Raw genomic sequence first — 22,287 nt, 5'->3', positions numbered from 1 at the left:
CTTCGAAAGGCGCGCGTTGCGTGCAGGTCAGAACGCGTTGTGATGCACCCAGCCGCGCAGAACGGTGGCCGAGACGATCCGCATGTCGAGCGAGAACGACCAGTTGCGCAGGTAATGGAGATCGGCCTCGACGCGGCGCTGCATCTTCTCGATCGAATCGGTTTCGCCGCGCAGCCCGTTGATCTGGGCCCAGCCCGTGATGCCCGGCTTCACGCGATAGCGGTGGATGTAGCCGTCGACGATCGGCTGATACAGGTTGTCGTGCTGGAGCGCGTGCGGGCGCGGCCCGACGACGGACATCTCGCCGCGCAGCACGTTGACGAACTGCGGCAGTTCGTCGAGGCTCGTGCGGCGCAGGAATGCGCCGATGCGCGTGACGCGGGGATCGCCGCGCGTGGCCTGCCGTACTTCGTGGCCGTCGTCGTGCAGCCGCATCGTGCGGAACTTGAGGATCGTGAAGGTGTGGCCGTTCGCGCCCTGACGCTGCTGCCGGAACAACGCAGGGCCCTTCGACGAGAGCCGCACCGCCGCGGCGATCGTGAGCAGCAGCGGCGCCGTGCCGATCAGCACCGCGGCTGCGAACAGGCGATCGAAAACGGCTTTCTGAAGCAGCGCATGGGACGACAACGGCGACGCGACGAGATTGATCGCCGGCGCGCCGACGAGGTCGACCATGCCGCCGTCGAACATCGTCATCGTGCTGACGTCGGGCATGAGCCGGATGTTGACGAGATCGTTGCGGAACGCATCGATCACGGCCATTACGGTGCGTGTGTCGCCGATCGGCAGCACAAGCCAGACTTCGGGGATCGCGTGCGCGCGTACGTGCTGCGCGAACGCGTCAAGCGCATCGAAGTGCGGGACGTCGGCGCGGCCATCGGGGCGAGCATGGTCGAGGTCGAACGTGGCGGCGGCGCGGAATCCGGCCGACGGCATCCGCGCGATCCGGTCGCGTACCGCGTCGCAATGGGTACCGGTGCCGACGATCGCGACCGGGTGGCCGCCTGCGGGCGGATGTCCGATCCGGCCGAACGTCCGTCTGGCGACGAGCCGCGACAGGCAGAGCGCGGCGCCGCTCGCGGCCGTCCAGAGCAGGTACCAGTTCGCCGGTATGCTCGACTCGGGCGCGAGCGTGCGCATCACGAGCGCCGCGCAGCCTTGCGCGAGCAGCCACGCGAGTGCGGTCAGGATCGCGGCGCGGCATTTCGGCCGGCGGTCCGGTATCCGGTAGATGCCGAACGCGGGGAACAGCATCAGCGCGAATGTCGCCGCGCAGGCAACGGCCGCCAGTTCGGGCGATCGGTCGGTGCCCGTATCGGACAGCACGAGTGCCGCAGCCAGTGCGCCGATCGAGATCAGCGCGACGTCGGACACGCGTGCGAGCGATCCCCCCGCGGTGGGCGACACGTGCGCTTGCCGGATTTCGAATGGCGTATCCATATACCCCTGCCCCTGTCGATTGGTCGGATGGGCGATGCGTCGTGCGTTTTCGATGCCGATGCGTTGCCGCCCCCGGATCGGGCCGAGGGGCGGCGGTCTTGCAGTGCATGGGACGGGCAATCGATGAACGACGACGGCGCCTGATTTGTCGGCCGGTTGCGCGCGTGTATCGGCGGTTTCGGCCTTGCTATGGCGGGCGAATGTTTGCGAAACGTTGCGATCGACTCGACCCGGTCAATTTTCGGCAAGCAGGGAGGTGATTTAAATAGAACGCCTACTAAATGGGACGCGTGCGGCTTCGTACAGGTACGAATGATTCGGGACTACGTCACAGGGTCAATTTTTTTTTGACGGACAAGTCCCGTTCGATGCAGGCGGTGGTCGGCGTGGAGGAAACGGGGGCGATGCCGTGTGCGAAGCTGCGGGGGAGGGAGTGAAAAGCGGTGGAGCGCCGCGATGGGGCGGAGCGAGAGGCAGCCAAGGGACGCAGGACGCGTCATAACGAAGAAACGGCGCCGTCCCGATGTCGACGAAGTCGACCGGGCCGGCGCCGTGACGGCGCGCAGGCGGGCGCGCCGGAGCGCGATCGCTCGCCCGTCACCCGTTGCGGAAAATCTCCGCATACGCACTCAACGCCGGCACGCCGCCGAGATGCGCATACAGCACCTTCGACCCCGGCTCGAATTCCCCGTTGCGCACCTTGTCGATCATCCCGTGCATCGATTTCCCTTCATAGACGGGATCGGTCAGCATGCCTTCGAGCCGCGCGCACAGCCGGATCGCTTCCAGCGTGCCGTCGTTCGGCAGCCCGTATTCCGGGCCCGCATAACGCGTGTCGAGCACGACGTCCTGTTCGTCGATGCGGCGCCCGAGCTCGACGATTTCAGCCGTGTGCCGGGCAATACGCGTGATCTGCGCATGTGTCTTTTCCGGCGTCGCCGACGCGTCGATGCCGATCACGCGATCCGCGCGCCCGTCGGCCGCGAAGCCGACGACCATCCCCGCCTGCGTGCTGCCCGTCACCGAGCACACGACGATGTAGTCGAACTTGAACCCGAGCTGCGCTTCCTGCGCGCGCACTTCTTCGGCGAAGCCGACGAAGCCGAGCCCGCCGAGCGGATGCTCGGAGCAGCCGGCCGGCACCGGATACGGCTTGCCGCCCGCCTGCCGCACGCTTTCCATCGCGTCTTCCCAACTGCGGCGAATGCCGATGTCGAAGCCGTCCGCCACGAGCCGCACGTCGGCGCCCATCATGCGCGACAGCTGGATGTTGCCGACGCGGTCGTATACCGGATCGTCGTAGTTGACCCAGTGCTCCTGCACGAGCACGCATTTCATCCCGAGATGCGCGGCGACGGCCGCGACCTGGCGCGTCTGGTTCGACTGGACGCCGCCGATCGACACGAGCGTATCCGCGCCCTGCGCAATCGCGTCGGGGATCAGGTATTCGAGCTTGCGGGTCTTGTTGCCGCCGAATGCGAGGCCGCTGTTGCAGTCCTCGCGTTTCGCATACAGCTCGACCTTGCCGCCGAGGTGCGCACTCAGGCGCTTGAGCGGCTGGATCGGGGTCGGGCCGAACGTCAGCGGATAACGGGGGAAACGTTGCAGGTTCATCGACTCGAGTCTCCGGAAAGGCGGGGTGGGTACGGGAAGCAGCACGTTCGGGAAGCGTCGGCATGCGGCCTCCCGATGTAAAAATGATAGGCAAGCACGCACGAAATGAGCTTGCGAAATAAATATCGTCGGCCTACGTTGATAATGAAGATGGAGCTATCAAAGCAATTTAGGCTCGGAAAAACGGAGGATGACGCAATGAAATTAAGTAGAAATTCGGCGGTGCCGGCCGATGCGGCGCCCGCGCTCGACCGCATCGATCGCGCGATCCTCAGGCAGCTTCAGCAGGACGCGTCGATCTCGAACGTGAGCCTCGCCGCGAAGGTGAAGCTGAGCGCGCCGGCGTGCCTGCGGCGCGTCGAGCGGCTCAAGGAGATGGGGATGATTCGCGGAATCGTCGCGCTGCTCGACCCGAAGCCGCTCGGGGCCGGCATGCTCGTCGTGATCGGCTTCGTGCTCGACCGCTCGACGCCGGAGGCATTTGCCGCGTTCGAGAAGGCCGCGCAGAAGGTGTCGGGGTGTGTCGAATGTCACGTCGTGACCGGCGAGTTCGACTACTTCATGCTGGTGCGCACGCGCGACAACGAGAGCTTCAACCGGCTGCATGCGGAGCAGCTGATCTATCTGCCGGGCGTGCGGCAAGTGCGCTCGTTCATGGTGCTCAAGGAGATTCTGTCGACGCACGCGCTGCCGGTGTAGTGCGGTTCGGCGGCGGGTGGAGTGGAGCGCGAGTCATCAATGACCGTCGGCGGTCATGGCACGCAACCGCCGATCCATGCAAAGACGCCGCGCAGGTCGCGCGGCGTTTCGCGTCAGCGTTGCCAGGGCGGCGTATCCGGCGATGTGCCGTGCCGGTAGCGTTCGCGCGCGGCCCGCACGATGGCCGGGTCGATCTCGTGCTCATCCGCCAGCGCCTTCAACGCCGCAAGCACGATGCTTGCGCGGTCGACCTCGAAGAACGCGCGCAGCGCGTCACGCGTGTCGCTGCGCCCGAACCCGTCGGTACCCAGCGTCACGTAGCGGCGCGGCACGTACGCGCGGATCAGTTCGGGCACCGCGCGCACGTAGTCGGTCGCGGCGATCACGGGCCCGCGCGTCGCGGCGAGCGCGCCGGTGACATACGGCATTGCGTACAGGCTGTCGTCGTCGAGCCGCGCGCGACGCTCGGCCTCCATCCCGTCGCGCTGCAGTTCGGTGAAGCTCGTGACGCTCCACACGGCCGCATCGATGCCCCAGTCTTCCTTCAGCATGCGCTGCGCGGCGATGACTTCGCCGAGGATCGCGCCCGCGCCGAGCAACTGCACCTGCGCGGTCGCATGCGATTCCGCCGCCAGCGGATACATCCCCTTCAGGATTCCTTCGCGCAATGCTTGCGCATCGCCGCCGGGCATCGACGGCTGTGCGTAGTTCTCGTTCATGACGGTCACGTAATAGAACACGTCGCGTTGCTGCTCGACCATCTCGCGCATGCCGGCATCGACGATCGTCGCGACTTCATACGCGAACGCGGGATCGTACGCGCGGCAGTTCGGAATCGTCGACGCGGCGAGATGGCTGCTGCCGTCCTGGTGCTGCAACCCTTCGCCGCCGAGCGTCGTGCGCCCGGACGTCGCGCCGACGAGGAAGCCGCGCGCGCGCTGGTCGGCGGCGGCCCAGATCAGGTCGCCGATGCGCTGGAAACCGAACATCGAGTAGTAGATGTAGAACGGCAGCATCGGCAGGTCGTGCACGCTGTACGACGTCGCGGCGGCGATCCACGACGAGATCGCACCCGCCTCCGAAATGCCTTCCTCGAGGATCTGGCCGCGCGTGTCCTCGCGGTAATAGAGCATCGAGCCGAGATCCTCCGGCTCGTAGCGCTGGCCGAGCGGCGAGTAGATGCCGACCTGCCGGAACAGGCTCGCCATGCCGAACGTGCGCGCTTCGTCGGCGACGATCGGCACGACGCGCGGGCCGAGGTCGCGATCCTTGATCAGCGCGGCAAGCATGCGCACGAGCGCCATCGTCGTCGACATCTCGCGGCCGGCCGCATCCAGCGCGAACGCACCCCAGGCCGGCATCGAAGGGACGGTCAGCCCCTTCGATGCCGCCATCCGCCTTCTGGGCAGATAGCCTCCCAGGGCAGCCCGGCGGGCATGCAGGTAACGCATTTCCGGGCTGTCTTCTGCTGGCTTGTAAAACTTCAACTGCTCGACGTCGCTGTCCGACAGCGGCAACCGGAAGCGGTCGCGGAACGCCTTCAGATCGTCGACGTCGAGCTTCTTCTGCTGATGGGTCGTCATGCGCCCCTGGCCGGCCGCGCCCATCCCGTAGCCCTTCATCGTCTTCGCGAGGATCACCGTCGGCTGGCCGCGGTGCGCGAGCGCGCGTGCATACGCGGCGTGCAGCTTGCGGGCATCGTGGCCGCCGCGGCGCAGGCGGTCGATCTCCGCGTCGGTGAGTTGCGCAGCGAGTGCTTCGAGCGCCGGGTCCTGGCTGAAGAAGCGCGCGCGGTTGTATGCGCCGTCGTTCGCGGAGAAGGTCTGGAACTGCCCGTCGACCGTATTGGCGAATGCGCGTGCGAGTGCGCCCGCGTGGTCGCGCGCGAACAGCGGATCCCAGTCGGAACCCCACAACACCTTGATCGTGTTCCAGCCGGCGCCCGCGAACTGCGCTTCGAGTTCGTCGATCACGCGGCCGTTGCCGCGCACCGGGCCGTCGAGCCGTTGCAGGTTGCAGTTGATCACGAACACGAGGTTGTCGAGCCCCTCGCGCGCGGCGAGCGACAGCGCGCCGAGCGATTCGGGTTCGTCCATCTCGCCGTCGCCGAAGAAGCCCCACACGGTACGGCCCGCGGTGTTCGCGAGGCCGCGATGCTGCAGGTAGCGCATGAAGCGCGCCTGGTAGATCGCGTTGATCGGACCGATGCCCATCGAGCCGGTCGGGAACTGCCAGAAATCGGGCATCAGCCACGGGTGCGGATACGAGCACAGGCCCGGGCCGGCGATCTCGCGGCGGTAATGCTTCAGGTGATCCTCGGTGAGGAAGCCCTCGAGGTACGCACGTGCGTAGACGCCCGGCGACGAGTGCGGCTGGAAATACACGAGATCGCCGCCGGCCGTGCCGGGGGCGTCGCCGCTCGCGGGCGACGCCGCGCGGAAGAAGTGGTTGAAGCCGGTCTCGAACAGGTCGGACGCCGACGCATAGCTCGCGATGTGGCCGCCGAGTTCGCCGTACGCGCGGTTCGCGCGCACGACCATCGCGAGCGCGTTCCAGCGCAGCGCGGCCGACAGCCGTTCCTCGAGGTCGAGGTCGCCCGGGTAGGGCGGCTGCTCGGCGAGCGGAATCGTGTTCAGGTAGCGCGTGACGGGCGTGCGCGGCGACGCGAGGCCGCTGGCGCGCGCATGCTCGGCGAGCCGGTCGAACAGGTATTGCGCGCGGTCGCGGCCGACGTGCGCGACCACCGCGTCGAGCGCCTCGAGCCATTCGGCGGTTTCTTCCGGGTCCGCATCGACGCGCGCGAGAGTCGCGCGCTGCGCGTGTTCGATACCGTTCGACAGATCCGTCATGGGAGTCTCCCGCGCGCCGGGAGTGGCACGCATCAATGGGACTCATGCTACGCGCCGATCCCCAGAATATGCGTCTGATTTCATTGGGAATTTGCTTCCGGATAGTGTAAATATTCTGGAATTGACGCGAGCGAAGGAATATTCGAACCATGAGCACAACCCCGAAGCGGCTCGACCGCATCGACATCGGCATCCTGAACCAGCTTCAGCAGAACGCGAGGATCACGAACGCGGAGCTGGCGCGCGCGGTGAACCTGTCGACGACGCCGTGCTTCAACCGCGTGCGCGCGCTCGAGAAGCTCGGGCTGTTCCGGCAGCAGGTCACGCTGCTCGATCCCGAGCCGCTCGGGCTGCGGATCAACGTCTTCATCCAGGTCAGCCTCGAAAAGCAGGTCGAGGACGCGCTGCAGCGTTTCGAGGAGGCGATCTCGCAGCGGCCGGAGGTGATGGAGTGCTACCTGATGTCGGGCGACGCCGACTATCTGCTGCGCGTCGTGATGCCCGACATGCGCACGCTCGAACGTTTCATCATCGAGCGGCTGACGACGATTCCCGGCGTGTCGAACATCCGCTCGAGCTTCGCGCTGAAGCAGGTGCGCTACAAGACCGCGCTGCCGCTGCCGGCGGCGGGGTTGACGCTGGTCGATCCGGACGAGGCCGCGTCGGACTGGAGTTGAGCGGGGAGTCGCCGGCGCGCCTGCCCGGTTTCCGGCTTCCGACTGCAGTCGGAACGATGACAAGGCGCCGACGATTGCCCGACGCCGTCGAAAGGGCCGGCATGCGGCAGGATTGATCGCTGCCGCAGCGGCGTGCAGGGCGTTCGCGTCTTCACGACGCCGCACGGCACGATCGCGTATGCTCGTCCCGTCAGCGGCGACGGCGGCTGCCGTTGCCGGATCAATCGTGTGACGACCGATCAACGAGCGAGGGCATGATGGCTAGACAGACGATGGCGGAATATCTGGCGAAGACGCTGGCGGCAGCGGGCGTCGAGCGCATCTGGGGCGTGACGGGCGACAGCCTGAACGGCCTGTCGTTCAGCCTGAGCCAGATCGGCTCGATCCGCTGGATGCATACGCGGCACGAGGAAAGCGCCGCGTTCGCGGCCGGCGCGGATGCCGCGTCGACCGGGCGGCTCGCGGTGTGCGCGGGCAGCTGCGGCCCAGGCAACCTGCACCTGATCAACGGCCTCTACGACTGCCACCGCAATCACCAGCCGGTGCTCGCGATCGCCGCGCACATTCCGTCGACCGAAATCGGGCTCGGCTACTTCCAGGAAACCCATCCGCAGGAACTGTTCCGCGAGTGCAGCCACTTCGCGGAACTCGTGACCAACGCATCGCAGTTCCCGCGCGTGCTCGCGCGCGCGATGCGCACCGCGATCGACGAGCGCGGCGTCGCGGTGATCGTGCTGCCGGGCGACATCGCGCTCGGCGACGGCCCGGAAGAAGCGCCGGCATGGAGCGAAGCGGCGCCGCCGTCGATCCTGCCGGCCGATGCCGATCTCGACCGGCTCGCGGCGCTGCTCAATGCGTCCGACGCGGTCACGCTGCTGTGCGGCAGCGGCACGCAGGGCGCGCACGACGAAGTGGTCGCGCTGGCCGACACGCTCGGTGCGCCGGTCGTGCATGCGCTGCGCGGCAAGCAGTTCGTCGAATGGGACAACCCGTTCGACGTCGGGATGACGGGGCTGATCGGCTTCAGCTCGGGCTATCACGCGATGGAATCGTGCGACACGCTGCTGATGCTCGGCACGGATTTCCCGTACCGGCCGTTCTATCCGTCGAACGCGAAGGTCGCGCAGATCGACTGGAAAGGCTCGCAGCTCGGCCATCGCGCGCCGCTCGCGCTCGGCCTCGTCGGCACCGTGAAGGAAACGATCGCGGCGCTGCTGCCGCGCCTGACGCGCAAGACCCAGCGGCGTTTCCTCGAGAATGCGCTGAAGCATTACGCAGCGGCGCGCAAGGGGCTCGACGATCTCGCGGTGGCCGAGCCCCCGGGCCGCGCGATTCATCCGCAGTACCTGACGAAGATCGTCGACGAAGTCGCGGCGGAAGACGCGATCTTCACGGCCGACGTCGGCACGCCGACGCTGTGGGCCGCGCGCTACCTGACGATGAACGGCAAGCGGCAACTGCACGGCTCGTTCAATCACGGCTCGATGGCGAATGCGATGCCGCAGGCGCTCGGCGCGCAGGGCGCGCATCCGGGGCGGCAGGTGGTGTCGCTGTCGGGCGACGGCGGGCTGTCGATGCTGCTCGGCGACCTGCTCACCGCACGCCAGCTCAAGCTGCCGATCAAGATCGTCGTGTACAACAACAGCCTGCTCGGCTTCGTGTCGATGGAGCTGAAGGCGGCCGGCTATCTCGACACGAACGTCGACCTGAGCCCGACCGATTTCGCGGCGATCGCGAAGGGCGCGGGCATCTTCAGCGTGCGCGTGGAGCACTCGGAGAACGTCGAAGAAGCGCTGCGCATGGCGTTCGCGCATGACGGGCCGGCCGTCGTCGACGTCGTCACGTCGAAATACGAACTCGCGATGCCGCCGAAGATCGAGCTCGCGCATGCGAAGGGCTTCAGCCTGTTCATGCTGCGCGCGATCCTCAGCGGGCGCGGCGACGAGATCGTCGAGCTGGCGAGAACCAACCTGCGGTGAGCGGTGCCGCGCAGCGCTGCTTCGGGCAGCGCCCGCGGCGTCACGCATCGACGAACGCGACACGGTGCATTGTGAGGCGCCGCACGGCATCGTCCGCGACGATGGGCCGGTGCGCTTGGGCCTGCGCGTGCGTTCAGCCCGGCGCCGCTTCGCACCCGGCGGCCACCCACTCGCGCACGGCCTCGACGAACAGCCGCAACGCGGCCGGCGGATGCCGGTTCGCCGGGTAGTAGAGGCACAGGCTGTCGAACAGCTGGCTCCACTCGGGCAGCACCTGCACCAGCCGTCCCGACGCCAGATGCTCGGCGACGCGAGATTCCGTGACCCACGCGATTCCGATGCCGGCCAGCGCCGCGTCGATCATCAGCGTCTGGTTGCCGAGCGTCAGCGGCCCGTCGACATCGACGCTCACGCGCTTGCCGTCGCGCATCAGGTCCCAGCGATAGAGTGCGCCGCTTTCGAAGCGGTAGCGGATGCACGCGTGGCGCGTGAGGTCCTGCGGGCTTTCCGGTGCGGCATGCCGCGACAGGTAGCCGGGCGATGCGACCGCGACGAAGCGCATCGGGCCGCCGAAGCGCACGGCGATCATGTCGCGCGGCACATCTTCGTGAACGCGGATGCCGGCGTCGAACCCGTGTTCGACGATGTCGATCAGCCGCGAATCGGTGACGAACTCGACGTGGATGTCCGGGTAGCGGGCGACGAAGGCCGGCAACACGTGCCGGATCAGCGGACGCGACGCGGCTTCCGACGCGCTGATCCGGATCTGGCCGGACGGGCGGTTGCGGGCGGTGGCGGCGTCGTTCAGCGCGTCCTCGAGATCGGCTACTGCGGGCCGCACGCGCACCAGCAACTGTTCGCCGGCTTCCGTCAGCGCGACCGAGCGCGTCGTGCGGTTGAACAGGCGCACGCCGAGGCGTGCTTCGAGGTGGCGGATCGTATGGCTCAGCGCCGACGGCGACACGCCCAGGATGCGCGCCGCGCCGCTGAAGCTGCGCTGCTCCGCGATCGTGATGAAGCTGGTCAGTTCGCCGATGTCGGTGCGCTGCATTTGTGAAAATTCCTCAATAACGCGTGAAATGGTACGCCGATTGTTGAGCCGTATCCATCAACCTACACTGCGTTCCTCGGCATTCCGTCGATCGTCTTCACCTTTTTCGCAGGAGAAATTCATGCAAAAGCGCATGCTTGGCAAGAGCGGCCTCGAAGTCTCGGCAATCGGGCTCGGCTGCATGGGATTGAGTTACGGCTACGGCCCCGCGACCGACAAGGCGAGCGGCATCGCGCTGATTCGCACCGCGTTCGAGCGCGGCGTGACGTTCTTCGACACGGCGGAAGCGTATGGCCCGTTCGTCAACGAGGAACTGGTCGGCGAGGCGGTCGCGCCGTTTCGCGACCAGGTCGTGATCGCGACCAAGTTCGGTTTCGAGGGCGGCCTGCCGATGAAGGGCGTCGACAGCCGGCCGTCGCATATCCGCGATGTGGCCGACGCGGCGCTGAAGCGGCTGAAGGTCGACCGCATCGACCTGTTCTACCAGCATCGCGTCGATCCGAACGTGCCGATCGAAGACGTGGCCGGCACGGTCAAGGACCTGATCCGCGAGGGCAAGGTCGCGCATTTCGGGCTGTCGGAAGCCGGTGAGCAGACGATTCGCCGCGCGCACGCGGTGCAGCCGGTCGCCGCGCTGCAAAGCGAGTATTCGCTGTGGTGGCGCGAGCCGGAGGCGCGGATCCTGCCGACGCTCGAGGAACTCGGGATCGGCTTCGTGCCGTTCAGCCCGCTCGGGAAAGGCTTCCTGACCGGCGCGATCGATGCGAACACCACCTTTGCCGAGAACGACTTCCGCAATATCGTGCCGCGCTTCTCCGAGGACAACCGCAAGGCCAATGCGGGCCTCGTCGATCTGCTCGGCCGCATCGCGACCGACAAAGGCGCGACGCGCGCGCAGATCGCGCTGGCCTGGCTGCTGGCCCGCCAGCCGTGGATCGTGCCGATTCCGGGCACGACGAAGCTGCACCGGCTCGACGAGAACGTGGGCGCGGCCGACGTCGTGCTGACGGCCGACGATCTCGCCGCGATCGAGACCGCACTGCAGCAGATCAGGATCGTCGGCGAGCGCTATCCGGCGCAGTTGCAGCAGCGCGTCGATCGCTGAACGCGCGTCCGGCGCCTGATCGGGCACGAATTGATCAGGGGAATCAGGGTCAATCTTCACGTCGCCTTAAGTTTGCGTTTCCTAGAATCGATTTGATCGTCGCTCTTCCTGCGGCGGACCGATTCGTCCAGGAGGATGCGCATGCCCAAGCCCCGTGTCGCCGTAGCCCTGTTCCATGAAGTCTTCGGCACGTCGTTGCCGACGGCGCAATCGTTGAAGGGCTGCCCGTGATGTGGCCGAATGCGTGGCGTGTCTCGGCGCTGTTCGTGCGCGAGTGGGTCGGCCGTCCGGCCGCGGTAGGTGCGTTGTGTCCGAGTTCGCGGCACCTGGCGCGCGAGATGGCCGATGCGGTGCCGGACGGCGAAGGGCTCGTCGTCGAGCTCGGCGGCGGCACCGGTGCGATCACCGCGGCATTGCTCGAACGCGGCGTCGCGCCACGGCGCCTCGTCGTGGTCGAGCGTTCGCCGGCGTTCGTCCAGCATCTGCGGCGGCGCTTTCCGGGCATCTCGATCGTGTCGGGCGATGCACGGCAGCTCGAACGGCTATTGCCGCCCGGTGCGCACGTCGACGCGATCGTGTCGTGCCTGCCGCTGCGCACGCTGCCGCGCGAGGACGTGACGGCGATCGTCGATCAGTGCCACCGCGTGCTGTCGGCCGACGGCGTGATGATCCAGTTCACGTACGACCTGCGGCCGCCCGGCCGTCATCCGCTGGGCGATTCGGCATTTGTTGCCTGCGGCAGCCGGATCGTCTGGGCAAACATTCCGCCTGCACGGATCGTGACCGTGCGCAGCGCCACCGCCGAACACGCGGAATGACGCCGCTGCGCGCGCGGCGCCCGACCGGGGTGCCTCGCCGACGCCTTTCATAATTCATTCGATGCCTTCCAATTAGCATTCATATTGCCGTCACATCGGGTTCCTACCATCGCCTTTCATTTCGAAAGCATCAACGGCGGGGAGAACCGGCAACATGAATCGAAACAAAATGGCGGCGCTGCTCTGTGCCGGCGCCTTTGCGCTTTCCGGATGCGGCAGCGACGACGGCCCGACCAGCACGGCGCCCGGCCCGATGAAGCCGCTGGCGCGCAACGTGATCTTCTTTCTCGGCGACGGGATGGGGATGACGACGCTGACGGCCGCACGTATCTACGGCGTCGGTGAAGACGGCGCGCTCACGATCGATACGCTGCCGGAAACCGCGTTCGTGAAGACCTACTCGAACGATGCGCAGGTGACGGACAGCGCGCCGTCGATGTCGGCGTACATGACCGGCGTGAAGACCAACAACGAAGTGATTTCGATGTCGCCCGATACGAAGGCGATCGAACCGACCGCCGGCCTCACCGGCAACTGCGGCGCGAACAACGGCAAATCGGTGTCGACGCTGCTCGAGATCGCGAAGGCGCAGGGGATGGCTACCGGCGTCGTGACGACCACGCGCGTCACGCACGCGACGCCCGCCGCAACCTACGCGCACGTGTGCCATCGCGATGCCGAGAACGACATCGCGGCGCAGCTCGTGCCGGGCGGCGCGGGCTACAACGGCGCGCTGGGCGACGGCGTCGACGTCGTGCTCGGCGGCGGCACGCAATTCTTCGTGCCGAAGGACGGCGGCGGCAAGCGCACCGACGGGCGCAACCTGGTCAACGAGCTGAAGGCGAAGGGCTATGCGTTCGCGCAGAACCGCGACGACCTGCTGGCGGCCGATGCGACGAAGAGCGGCAAGCTGGTCGGCCTGTTCTCGTCGAGCCACATGAGCTACGACCTCGATCGCGGCGCGACCAAGGAGCCGAGCCTCACCGACATGGCGACGCGCGCGCTCGACGTGCTGCAGAAGAATTCGAACGGCTATTTCCTGATGGTCGAAGGCGGCCGGATCGATCACGCGCTGCACGACACCAATGCGAAGCGCGCGCTGCAGGACACGGTCGCGTTCGACAACGCGATCAAGGCGACGATCGACAAGGTGCGCAAGACCGATCCCGACCTGAAGAACACGCTGATCGTCGTCACGGCCGACCACGACCACACGCTGGTGCTGAACGGCTATGCGGCACGCACCGGCAAGACCGAGGCGGGCAAGCCCGGCGTGCTGGGCGTGCTGCGCAGCTACCAGACGGGCGCGATCGCGAAGGACGCGGACGGCGCGCCGTACACGATCATCGGCTTCGGCAACGGCGAAAACCGCGTACAGGGCAGCCGTGCGGGCACCGCGCTCACCGACGCGGTGACGGGCGCCGACGACTACCGCCAGGAGGCGGTCGTGCGGATGGACAAGGGCAACGAGACGCACGGCGGCACCGATGTGTTCCTCGGTGCGATCGGCCGCGGCGCGGATGCGTTCCACGGCGTGATCGAGAACAACAAGGTCTTCGAGCTGGTGCGCAACGCGGTGCAGCTGTGAGCGCCGATCATACGGGTACAGGGGAATACAGGATGTCGACCATCAAGTGCATCGCGGCGGCGCTGGCCGTCGCGGGTTTCGCGTGCGGCGCGGCGCAGGCCGCCGGCCAGGCGAAGAACGTGATTTTCTTTCTCGGCGACGGCATGGGGCCGACGACCGTGACGGCGAGCCGGATCTACAAGGTCGGTGAGTCGGGACAACTGACGATGGAGACGCTGGCGCGCACCGCGCGCATCAAGACCTTCTCGAACGACGCGCAGACGACCGACAGCGCGCCGTCGATGGCCGCGTACATGACCGGCGTGAAGATGAACAACGAAGTGCTGTCGATGTCGTCGGACACGCGCGCGGTCGCGCCGGGCAGCGACGCGAACGGCAACAAGACGGTCAACAACTGCGCGCCGGGCAACGGCCAGCCGGTCGCGACGCTGCTGGAACTGGCGAAGGCGCGCGGCAAGGCGGTCGGCTCGATCACGACGACCGAACTCACGCACGCGACGCCGGCCGCGACCTATTCGCACATCTGCCATCGCGACGCGCAATACGACATCGCCGCGCAGGCGGCGCCGGGCGGCGCGGGCTACAACGCGGCGCTCGGCGACGGCGTCGACGTGCTGATGGGCGGCGGCCGCAATCACTGGACGCCGTTCGACGCGGCGACCAACAAGCGCGGCCGCGCGGACGGGCGCAACCTGCTCAACGAGATGAAGGCGAAGGGCTACACGGTTGTCGCCACGAAGGATCAGCTCGCGCAGGCCGGCAACGGCAAGCTGGTCGGTTTGTTCAGTTCGACGAGCCATCTCGAGTACGAGCTGGACCGCGTCGCGGGCAAGGGTGAAGGGCCGTCGCAGCCGAGCCTCGCCGAGATGACGTCGAAGGCGATCGACGTGCTGTCGAAGAATTCGAACGGCTATTTCCTGATGGTCGAGGGCGGCCGCATCGATCACGCGCTGCACGGCACCAACGCGAAGCGCGCGCTCGAGGACACGGCCGCGTTCGACGAAGCGATCCGCGTCGCGCTGTCGAAGGTCGACCTGTCGAATACGCTGATCGTCGTGACGGCCGACCACGACCACACGATGACGATCAACGGCTATTCGAAGCGCGGCAACCCGATTCTCGACATCAGCCGCAACTACCGCGACGGCCAGCCGAGCAAGGACGCCGACGGCAATACCTACACGACGCTGGTGTTCGGCAATGGCGCGAACCGGCCGAACGTGCGCACGTCGGTCGATTCGGCCACCGCGACGAACGAGGCGTATCTGCAGGAAGTCGGCGTGCGGATGGGCAGCGCGGGTTCGGAAACGCACGGCGGCGGCGACGTGATGCTGTTCGCCGACGGCGCGGACGCGAAGGCGTTCAAGGGCACGATCGACAACACGAAAGTGTTCGGGCTCGTACGCTCGGCGTTCGGTTTCTGAATCCGTTGACTGCATGAGGAACGGGACTGCCCGATGAAACGTCAGCTTCTCTGCGCGCTCGCTTGCGGGTGGGTTGCGCTGCCGGCCCTTGCAGCGGCCGATCTCGACGCCGTGCTGCTGCACGAGAGCCGCACGGTGACGGCCGACGGCGTGACGCGCACGACGCTGTATCGCGAACGGATGGTGAGGCGCGACGGGCACGTGTGGGTCGAACGCGTGCTGCCCGTGGCGGCGGCCGGCGGCGGTCATGGCGACGATCACGATCATGATCACGACACGGGCCGCCGCGCCGGTGTGCAGCCGGCCGCGGCCCACGCGGGCCACAAGCATTTCAACTTCCAGGCGGCCGCGCGGCACGTGACCTACGACGGCAAGACGGCGCGCATCGAGTACGTCGATGCGGCGAACCGGACGGTCGTCGGCGTGCCGCCGGCCGAGTACGAAACCACGGGCTTCGATGGCTCGTGGGACAACGCGTACTACGTGACGCCGCCGTCGCAGCTGAAGCGGCTCGCGGTCGCCAAGCGCGGCGACGCGCCCGGCACCGTCTGGTATGAGCAGGCCGTCGATACGCCCGGCGCGCGCGGTGTGAACCGGATCCTGTGGAGCGAGAAGCTGCAGGCGCCGCTGTCGGTCGAATACCGGAGTGCCGACGGCCGCGTCGTGCGCAAGCTGACGTTGACGCCGGCGCCGGCCGCGCGGCGCGAGCCGTTGCCGTGGCAGACGCTCGCCAGCTATACGCGCAAGGAATACGCCGACTATCTGGATTGACCGGCGGGCGGCCACGCTCTCCCGATCACGCAACGGCTTCTGTCGCCCGGTCGATCGTACGATTCGTACGCGGGGTTTGCGGTCAGGCCGGCCGGTATCGCATTCGCGATACGGCCGGGCGCTGGCCGCTTTTTTCTTTTTCCGTAGTGATGTCGCCCGGCAGGGGATGCCGACGATTCGCTAGAGCTGCGCGCCGTCCGGCACACGTGCTGAAGGCCGCGACGCGACCCGCTTGATGAAGCGGTCGAGCGGTGTCGCAAAGCCGCGCGCAATCGCCGCGCTCAGCACCGCCGACAATGCGAGATACGCCATCAGCAACAGCAGCTTGCCGTCGCCGTGCATGCCCGACGGCGGCCAGAACGTGCGCAGCCCGCCGAGCACGATCAGGTGGAACAGATACAGCTCGTAGCTCAGCGTGCCGGTCCGGCGCAACGGCGCGAGCAGGCGGCCCTGCGCGCGCGTGCCGTTGACGTGCGCGCCGATCAGCAGCACGGCGGTGCCGAGCGCCATCGCCGTGACGCCGGCGACGTGGCTTTCCGCGATCGGCCAGGCGAGGTAAAGCACGGCCATCGCCGCCGCGACGAGACCCTGCACGAGCGGCGCGGCCAACCGTTGCCAGCTTGCGCGTTCGGCCAGCAACGCGGTGCAGCAGCCGATCGCGATCCCGTCGAACGACGCAAAGTACGCATAGAGGAATCCGCCTTCGTCGCCGGCGTGCGTGAAGCGGTACACGGGCCCGATCGCGGCGATGACCACCCAGAACGCGGCCAGCCGTGCATCGCGGCGCAGCGCGATGCACAACAGCGGAAACGATAGATAGAACACCTCTTCGACCGACAGCGACCACAGCACGCCGAGCGCGTAGTTGACCCACCCGTATGCGCCGATCAGCACGTTCATCCAGAACGTCAGCGATGCGAGATTCACGAGCCAGAACGACACGGCGATGCCTTGCGGTGCATGGTTCTGGAAGATCGGCACGCCGGCCGCCGCGAGGCCGTTGACGAGCGCGAGCAGCAGGAGCAGGCACGGGACGATGCGCGCGACGCGCGACACGTAGAACGCGCGCACGTCGACCGCGCCGAGGTTGCCCCAGCGGTGTCGCGCATTCGACGTGATCAGGTAGCCGGAAATCACGAAGAACATCGTCACGCCGTAGTTGCCATTGCGCGCCACCGCATGCACCGCATCCCAGCCGAATACGCGGGCGAGCGACGTGTCGCGCAGCGAGTACGGGATGTTGAAGTGATGCAGCAGGACGAGCACGATCGACACCCCGCGCAGCAGGTCGATCCGCGCGTTGCGCGGGCCGGCGCTCATTGCGGCCCGCCCGTTTCGGCGAGGGCCGGCAGCGTCGCCAGGAACGTATCGCGTGCGCGCAGGCCGGCGTTCGGCGTCTGCCGCTGGTCGTCCTGTATCAGGTACGCGAACACGAGCTGGCGCGGCCCTTTGGCGGCCCAGCCGACGAACCAGCCGTACGCGTGCGACGCATCGTACTTGCGCCCCGGCGACCCGGTGCCCGTCTTGCCGTGCACGATCCAGCCGCCGGGCTGCGCGTCGATCAGCGTGATGCGCTCGGTCATGTCGTACGCGTGCGCGCTGACAGGCAGCGTCCGGTTCGCGATCTTGCGCATGAAGCCGACCTGTTCGAGCGGCGAGATGCGCAGCGACGCGTTGACCCACGCGCCCATCACGCCGTTCAGTTCGCCCTGCTGGCTGGTCGCGTCCGCATTGCCATAGCCGAACGCGGTCGTGTACTGCTGGAAGCGCGCCTGCCCGAGCGCCTGCGTGACCTGCTGCGAGTACCAGAACACCGACAGCTTCATCCAGCGCGCCGGATCGGTCGGCTCGCGCCACGGCGCGCCGCCCCAGTCGGGGTAGCCGGCGTGGAAGTCGAGCGTCGGGGTGTGCGCGTCCTTCAGGACGCCCGCGTCGAAGCCCATCAGGCTGATGGCGACCTTGAACGTCGACGCCGGCGTCACGCGGGTCGCGCAGTCGCCTTGCTGCACGAGCACCTGGCCGGTGGCGGCGTCGGCGACGACGGTGCAGATCGGGCGGGCATCGGAAGTCGTGCTGGCCAGAAGGCCGGCGGCGAAGGTGAACAGCGCGCGGCGCCAGTGCTTCAAGTGACACTCCTCGGGGATGGGCAGCAGGCGCACGGCGCGGGCGAAAGGCGGCAGGCCGTGCGCAATGAAGGCGACGGCCGGCATCGAGGAAGACGGGGATGGCGGGGATGGCGGCCGTTGCGCAGGCCCACAGTGTATCGACGGATCGTCGTCCGTTGACCTGTCACGGTTGACGGGGCGATTGTGCGCCTGCTTGCTGTCCGTTGCGGCGGCGCCGGCCGGTCACGCGTGGCGGCGTGCATGAAAAAGCCCGCCGGCAGGCTTGCGCTTGCGGGCGGGCGAAGACACCTCGGGCCGACCGGCACGGGTGTCGCGTGAAGAACGGAGAACCGGGTTGCGTCAGAACTTGTGGCGCAGCGCGAGACGCACGGCCACCTGGTTCGACGTCGACGACGGCGCGTCGGTGCCGGGGATGAACGCGTTGTCGAGGATCGAGTTCGTCTTGTCGCCGGCGATGTGCTGGTACGCGGCCTGCACGTACACGTCGGTGCGCTTCGACAGGTTGTAGTCGGCCATCAGCCCGGCCGAGTGGATCTTCGGCTTCGCATTGCCGGTCGATGCGTCGTACTTCTCGAGCGACAGCACGTACTGCGCGCCGACCATGAACGCCGGCGTGATCTGGTACGAACCGTTCAGCTCGAAGTTCTGGTACTTGATCGCGCTGACCGTCGCGCCCGGGGCGATGATCGCGCCCGGCGTGCCGAGGTAACCGTTGCCGGTCGGGTTCTTGTAGTTCGAGTTCGTGTACGCGAAGCCGACCGTCGCCTGGCCGAACGTGTAGTTGATGCCCGCGCCGAACACGCGCATGCGCTCTGCGATGTAGCTCGCGTCGTTCGCGGTGATCGCGCCGGCCGAGCCGTCGCCCGGATGGTTCGCCTGCAGGTACGCGGCGCCGATCAGCAGGCCGTTGTTCTGGTACTGCGCGCCGAAGCTGTACGCGCGGTTGTCCGAGAAGTTCGTGCTGTTGCTGAAGCTGTATGCGCCGCCGAACGTGAAGCCGCCGAAGTTCGGGCTCGCGTACTTCACGGTGTTGTCGAGGCGGAACGAGTTGTCGGTGTTGTCGTTGTCGAACGGGTGCGCGAGCAGGTAGCCGCCCCAGTTGCCGTTGGCCGTGGTCGGTGCGAGATAGTCGACGACAGAATCGTACTGGCGGCCGAACGTCAGCGTGCCGTACTGCGTCTGGCTCAGGCCGACGTAGGCCTGGCGGCCGAACATGCGGCCGCCCTGGTTGAGCCGGCCGGTGTTCACGTCGAAGCCGTTTTCGAGCTGGAAGATCGCCTTCATGCCGCCGCCAAGATCTTCGCTGCCTTTCAGGCCCCAGCGGCTGCCCTGCGCGTAGCCGCTCGCCATCTCGTAGACGTGGCCGGTGCCGACGTTGTTCGTGTAGTTCAGGCCTTCGTCGATCACGCCGTACAGCGTGACGCTGCTTTGCGCGAACACGGGGGACGCGAAGGCGGTCGTTACGGCCAGCGCCGTCAGGGTCTTTTTCATTGAGAGATCTCCGGGATATCCAGCTTCTTGTATCGGTTGTCGTGAGCGCGTCCGGCGAGGCGCGCCCCGTCATCCGGGGCGATCCGGCGCAGCGCGCGCGGCGCCGGAAACGCGCGATGCGCGGCGGCGCGGCGACCGGCTACGTCGGGTCGTGTCTCCTCCGATGACACCGCGCATTCTTCCGAAGCCGAAAAGGAATCGAAAGCGAGTAATTTCGATGGATGGGATCGGGTTCGCCAATGGGGTCGCGACAGACCGTTTCGACAGTCGAAACGGCGTGCGCGGCGGCGCGCTGCAACGCCGCTCGCACCCTCGCCGAACGGGGGCGCGACGCGGCCCTGGCAGGGCCGTGCGCGAGTACGGGAAATCGGCCGGGAAGCCCGTCCGGCGGGCCTCACGGCGTACCTGGCGATCGATTGGCGCTGCCGATTGCAATGATCGGAATTACTCGTTTCCCTAAACATATTGGCGGCTGAAACATGCAGGCTGACCGGACGTGGCTGGATGCACGATTCGCCGGTCGCCGCGCATGCCGCGACGCACAAACAACAGATTCGATTTGGAGACGACCCACCATGCAGATTCGACGACTGAAAACGGTCCTTCTCGCCGCCGCGGCGATTCTTTCCGCGCCCGCGGCCCACGCGGCCGGCGGCGTGTGCGCCGACGGCAAGACGGTCCATTTCGCGGGCATCACGTGGGAGAGCGGGTCGTTTGCGACCGAAGTGCTGCGGCAGATCATGGAGAAGGGCTACGGCTGCAAGACGGACGTCGTGCCGGGCAGCACGGCCGCCACCGAAACGGCGCTCGCGCGCAACGACCTGCAGATCTGGGCCGAGCAGTGGACGGGCCGCAGCGAGATCACCGCGAAGGCGGTTGCGTCGGGCTCGGTGAAGCTGATCGGCGACACGCTGCCGGGCGGCACAACGGAAGGCTGGTTCGTGCCCGACTACGTGGTGAAGGGCGATCCGGCGCGCAACATCAAGCCGGTCGCGCCGGGGCTCGTATCGGTCGACGATCTGCCGAAGTTCAAGCAGGTGTTCGCCGACGAGGAGGAACCGGACAAGGGCCGCTTCCTGAACTGCCCGACGGGCTGGGACTGCGAGCGCGTGAACACGCGTCTGCTGAAGGTGCTGAAGCTCGACCAGTCGTACACGAACTTCCATCCGGGCACCGGTGCGGCGCTCGACGCGGCGATCGCGTCCGCGTACCAGCGCGGCGCGCCGATCGTGTTCTATTACTGGGGCCCGGCCGCGCTGATGGCGAAATACAAGTTCACCGCGCTGAAGATGCCGGCCTATAACGAAGCATGCTGGAAGACGTTGCGCGACGAGAGCAGCACGCACCAGTGCGCGTCGTCGTACATGGTGTCGCGGCTGACGGTCGGCGTGTCGAAGCCGTTCGCCGATGCGAATCCCGATCTCGTCGGCGTATTCGGCAAGGTGCGTTTTCCGATGGACTTCCTGAACCAGACGATCCTCGAGATGACGACGAAGAAGATCGACGGCGCGGCGATGGCCACGCAGTTCCTGAAGACTCGCCAGGACATGTGGAAGCAGTGGGTGCCGGCCGACGTCGCGCAGAAGATCGCCGGCAGCCTGAAGGGCGCGTAACCTGCGCGCGGCGGCAGGCCCGCGCCCGCCGCCGCCGTCACGCGCCTTCGCGGCGCGACGGAGAATCAACATGAACGGCTTCTTTCTGCACCTGTCGATCGCCGACTGGGTGAACAGCGCGCTCGAGACGTTCGTCGCGCAATACGGCGACAGCTTCCATCACTTCAGCGTGCTCGTGCTGCGCTACCTGCTCGTGCCGCTCGAAGGCGCGCTGCGCGTGGCGCCGCCGTGGCTCGTGCTGCTGGTCGTCGGCGCGATCGCGTGGAATGCGACGCGCCGCATCGGCCTCGGCGTGCTCTTCATGCTGCTGCTTTACGCGATCGGCTGCTTCGGCCTGTGGGACAAGCTGATGCAGACGCTCGCGCTGATGCTCGTCTCGACGGTGCTGTCGGTCGCGATCGGCGTGCCGGTCGGCATCCTCGCCTCGCGCAGCCCGTGGCTGCGCCGGCTGCTGCTGCCCGTGCTCGACGTGATGCAGACGCTGCCGAGCTTCGTGTACCTGATCCCGGTGCTGATGCTGTTCGGGCTCGGCAAGGTGCCCGCGATCCTCGCGACGATCATCTATGCGTTGCCGCCGCTGATCCGCCTGACCGATCTCGGCATCCGCCAGGTCGATCCGGACGTGACGGAGGCCGCACGTGCGTTCGGCACGACGCGCTGGCAACTGCTCGTCAACGTGCAGCTTCCGCTTGCGCGGCCGAGCATCATGGCCGGCATCAACCAGACGACGATGATGGCGCTGTCGATGGTCGTGATCGCGTCGATGATCGGCTCGCGCGGGCTCGGCGAGGACGTGCTCGCGGGCATCCAGACGCTCGACGTCGGCAAGGGCACGCAGGCCGGCCTCGCGATCGTGATCCTCGCGATCGTGATCGACCGGATCAGCCAGGGCTTCGGCCAGGAGCGGCGCGCACGCCGCCGGCTCGCGCAGCAGCGCCGGCAGAAGGGCGCATCGCGCGTGCCGTACCGGCTGCCGCGCAAGGCGCAGTCGGCGGGCGTCGATTCGAATCAGGCGACGCAATCGTCGCGCGCATAGGAACGG

General features: G+C 67.3%; 17 protein-coding genes. 10 read left to right on the top strand and 7 right to left on the bottom strand.

Annotated elements, in window-relative coordinates; genetic code table 11:
• Positions 1-27: 27 nt before the first annotated feature.
• Both HWX87_RS19150 and HWX87_RS19145 read right to left on the bottom strand, forming a co-directional pair.
• Positions 28-1,440 carry an undecaprenyl-phosphate glucose phosphotransferase gene (locus HWX87_RS19150; protein ID WP_176048584.1) on the bottom strand — a complete coding sequence of 471 codons (1,413 nt, stop codon included), beginning with the start codon at positions 1,438-1,440 and terminating at the stop codon, positions 28-30.
• A gap of 597 nt (positions 1,441-2,037) precedes the next feature.
• Positions 2,038-3,054 (bottom strand): 1-aminocyclopropane-1-carboxylate deaminase, encoded by a 1,017-nt coding sequence (locus HWX87_RS19145; RefSeq protein ID WP_176048583.1) that lies wholly within the window; start codon positions 3,052-3,054, stop codon positions 2,038-2,040.
• Between the two features lie 198 nt (positions 3,055-3,252).
• On the opposite strand from HWX87_RS19145, the gene HWX87_RS19140 reads away from it, so the two are divergent.
• Positions 3,253-3,753, top strand: a complete 501-nt coding sequence (locus HWX87_RS19140; protein ID WP_176048582.1) for an Lrp/AsnC ligand binding domain-containing protein — start codon at positions 3,253-3,255, stop codon at positions 3,751-3,753.
• A 113-nt stretch (positions 3,754-3,866) separates the two neighbouring features.
• On the opposite strand, the gene mdeB is transcribed toward HWX87_RS19140, so the two are convergent.
• Positions 3,867-6,602 carry an alpha-ketoglutarate dehydrogenase gene (gene mdeB, locus HWX87_RS19135; protein ID WP_176048581.1) on the bottom strand — a complete coding sequence of 912 codons (2,736 nt, stop codon included), beginning with the start codon at positions 6,600-6,602 and terminating at the stop codon, positions 3,867-3,869.
• A gap of 149 nt (positions 6,603-6,751) precedes the next feature.
• Here mdeB and HWX87_RS19130 point away from each other — a divergent pair, with 149 nt between their 5' ends.
• Complete coding sequence (locus tag HWX87_RS19130) at positions 6,752-7,279, top strand: Lrp/AsnC family transcriptional regulator (protein WP_176048580.1); 528 nt, start codon at positions 6,752-6,754, stop codon at positions 7,277-7,279.
• Positions 7,280-7,536: 257 nt separating this feature from the next.
• Positions 7,537-9,258: a ubiquinone-dependent pyruvate dehydrogenase gene (gene poxB, locus HWX87_RS19125; RefSeq protein WP_176048814.1), complete on the top strand. Its 1,722-nt coding sequence runs from the start codon at positions 7,537-7,539 to the stop codon at positions 9,256-9,258.
• Between the two features lie 133 nt (positions 9,259-9,391).
• On the opposite strand, the gene HWX87_RS19120 is transcribed toward poxB, so the two are convergent.
• Positions 9,392-10,309, bottom strand: a complete 918-nt coding sequence (locus HWX87_RS19120; RefSeq protein ID WP_176048579.1) for a LysR family transcriptional regulator — start codon at positions 10,307-10,309, stop codon at positions 9,392-9,394.
• Between the two features lie 121 nt (positions 10,310-10,430).
• Here HWX87_RS19120 and HWX87_RS19115 point away from each other — a divergent pair, with 121 nt between their 5' ends.
• From HWX87_RS19115 to HWX87_RS19095, 5 genes are all read left to right on the top strand, one after another.
• A complete protein-coding gene (locus HWX87_RS19115) occupies positions 10,431-11,414 on the top strand; it encodes an aldo/keto reductase (protein WP_176048578.1) in 984 nt (327 codons plus the stop codon).
• Positions 11,415-11,641: 227 nt separating this feature from the next.
• A complete protein-coding gene (locus HWX87_RS19110; protein WP_176048577.1) occupies positions 11,642-12,232 on the top strand; it encodes a methyltransferase domain-containing protein in 591 nt (196 codons plus the stop codon).
• A gap of 154 nt (positions 12,233-12,386) precedes the next feature.
• Positions 12,387-13,820, top strand: coding sequence for an alkaline phosphatase (locus HWX87_RS19105; RefSeq protein ID WP_176048576.1), 1,434 nt, complete (start codon positions 12,387-12,389; stop codon positions 13,818-13,820).
• A gap of 32 nt (positions 13,821-13,852) precedes the next feature.
• Positions 13,853-15,244 (top strand): alkaline phosphatase, encoded by a 1,392-nt coding sequence (locus tag HWX87_RS19100; protein ID WP_176048575.1) that lies wholly within the window; start codon positions 13,853-13,855, stop codon positions 15,242-15,244.
• Between the two features lie 33 nt (positions 15,245-15,277).
• On the top strand, positions 15,278-16,015 hold the full coding sequence (locus HWX87_RS19095) for a hypothetical protein (protein ID WP_176048574.1): 738 nt from the start codon (positions 15,278-15,280) through the stop codon (positions 16,013-16,015).
• Positions 16,016-16,195: 180 nt separating this feature from the next.
• On the opposite strand, the gene HWX87_RS19090 is transcribed toward HWX87_RS19095, so the two are convergent.
• The 3 genes from HWX87_RS19090 to HWX87_RS19080 form a co-directional block, all read right to left on the bottom strand.
• Entirely contained in the window at positions 16,196-17,335 is a 1,140-nt protein-coding gene (locus HWX87_RS19090; protein WP_176048573.1) for an acyltransferase, read from the bottom strand.
• Entirely contained in the window at positions 17,332-18,141 is an 810-nt protein-coding gene (gene blaOXA, locus HWX87_RS19085; protein ID WP_176048572.1) for an OXA-1043 family class D beta-lactamase, read from the bottom strand. The genes HWX87_RS19090 and blaOXA overlap by 4 nt, the downstream gene beginning before the upstream one ends.
• Positions 18,142-18,480: 339 nt before the next feature.
• On the bottom strand, positions 18,481-19,632 hold the full coding sequence (locus HWX87_RS19080; RefSeq protein ID WP_176048571.1) for a porin: 1,152 nt from the start codon (positions 19,630-19,632) through the stop codon (positions 18,481-18,483).
• A gap of 575 nt (positions 19,633-20,207) precedes the next feature.
• Here HWX87_RS19080 and HWX87_RS19075 point away from each other — a divergent pair.
• Together HWX87_RS19075 and HWX87_RS19070 are read left to right on the top strand one after the other, a co-directional pair.
• Entirely contained in the window at positions 20,208-21,245 is a 1,038-nt protein-coding gene (locus HWX87_RS19075; RefSeq protein ID WP_176048570.1) for an ABC transporter substrate-binding protein, read from the top strand.
• A gap of 70 nt (positions 21,246-21,315) precedes the next feature.
• Positions 21,316-22,281, top strand: coding sequence for a proline/glycine betaine ABC transporter permease (locus HWX87_RS19070; RefSeq protein ID WP_176048569.1), 966 nt, complete (start codon positions 21,316-21,318; stop codon positions 22,279-22,281).
• Positions 22,282-22,287 lie beyond the last annotated feature (6 nt).

The organism is Burkholderia sp. BCC1644 (genome assembly GCF_902833225.1).
Lineage (GTDB): Bacteria > Pseudomonadota > Gammaproteobacteria > Burkholderiales > Burkholderiaceae > Burkholderia.
This window is presented reverse-complemented; position numbering and strand designations above follow the sequence as displayed.

Excerpts from the sequence above, each read along its gene's own strand:
- mdeB (WP_176048581.1), bottom strand. The coding sequence starts at position 6,602 with ATGACGGATCTGTCGAACGGTATCGAACACGCGCAGCGCGCGACTCTC.
- HWX87_RS19115 (WP_176048578.1), top strand. The coding sequence starts at position 10,431 with ATGCAAAAGCGCATGCTTGGCAAGAGCGGCCTCGAAGTCTCGGCAATC.
- HWX87_RS19130 (WP_176048580.1), top strand. The coding sequence starts at position 6,752 with ATGAGCACAACCCCGAAGCGGCTCGACCGCATCGACATCGGCATCCTG.
- HWX87_RS19090 (WP_176048573.1), bottom strand. The coding sequence starts at position 17,335 with ATGAGCGCCGGCCCGCGCAACGCGCGGATCGACCTGCTGCGCGGGGTG.
- HWX87_RS19070 (WP_176048569.1), top strand. The coding sequence starts at position 21,316 with ATGAACGGCTTCTTTCTGCACCTGTCGATCGCCGACTGGGTGAACAGC.
- HWX87_RS19145 (WP_176048583.1), bottom strand. The coding sequence starts at position 3,054 with ATGAACCTGCAACGTTTCCCCCGTTATCCGCTGACGTTCGGCCCGACC.
- HWX87_RS19120 (WP_176048579.1), bottom strand. The coding sequence starts at position 10,309 with ATGCAGCGCACCGACATCGGCGAACTGACCAGCTTCATCACGATCGCG.
- HWX87_RS19095 (WP_176048574.1), top strand. The coding sequence starts at position 15,278 with ATGAAACGTCAGCTTCTCTGCGCGCTCGCTTGCGGGTGGGTTGCGCTG.
- HWX87_RS19140 (WP_176048582.1), top strand. The coding sequence starts at position 3,253 with ATGAAATTAAGTAGAAATTCGGCGGTGCCGGCCGATGCGGCGCCCGCG.
- HWX87_RS19075 (WP_176048570.1), top strand. The coding sequence starts at position 20,208 with ATGCAGATTCGACGACTGAAAACGGTCCTTCTCGCCGCCGCGGCGATT.
- HWX87_RS19150 (WP_176048584.1), bottom strand. The coding sequence starts at position 1,440 with ATGGATACGCCATTCGAAATCCGGCAAGCGCACGTGTCGCCCACCGCG.
- HWX87_RS19105 (WP_176048576.1), top strand. The coding sequence starts at position 12,387 with ATGAATCGAAACAAAATGGCGGCGCTGCTCTGTGCCGGCGCCTTTGCG.
- poxB (WP_176048814.1), top strand. The coding sequence starts at position 7,537 with ATGGCTAGACAGACGATGGCGGAATATCTGGCGAAGACGCTGGCGGCA.
- HWX87_RS19080 (WP_176048571.1), bottom strand. The coding sequence starts at position 19,632 with ATGAAAAAGACCCTGACGGCGCTGGCCGTAACGACCGCCTTCGCGTCC.
- HWX87_RS19100 (WP_176048575.1), top strand. The coding sequence starts at position 13,853 with ATGTCGACCATCAAGTGCATCGCGGCGGCGCTGGCCGTCGCGGGTTTC.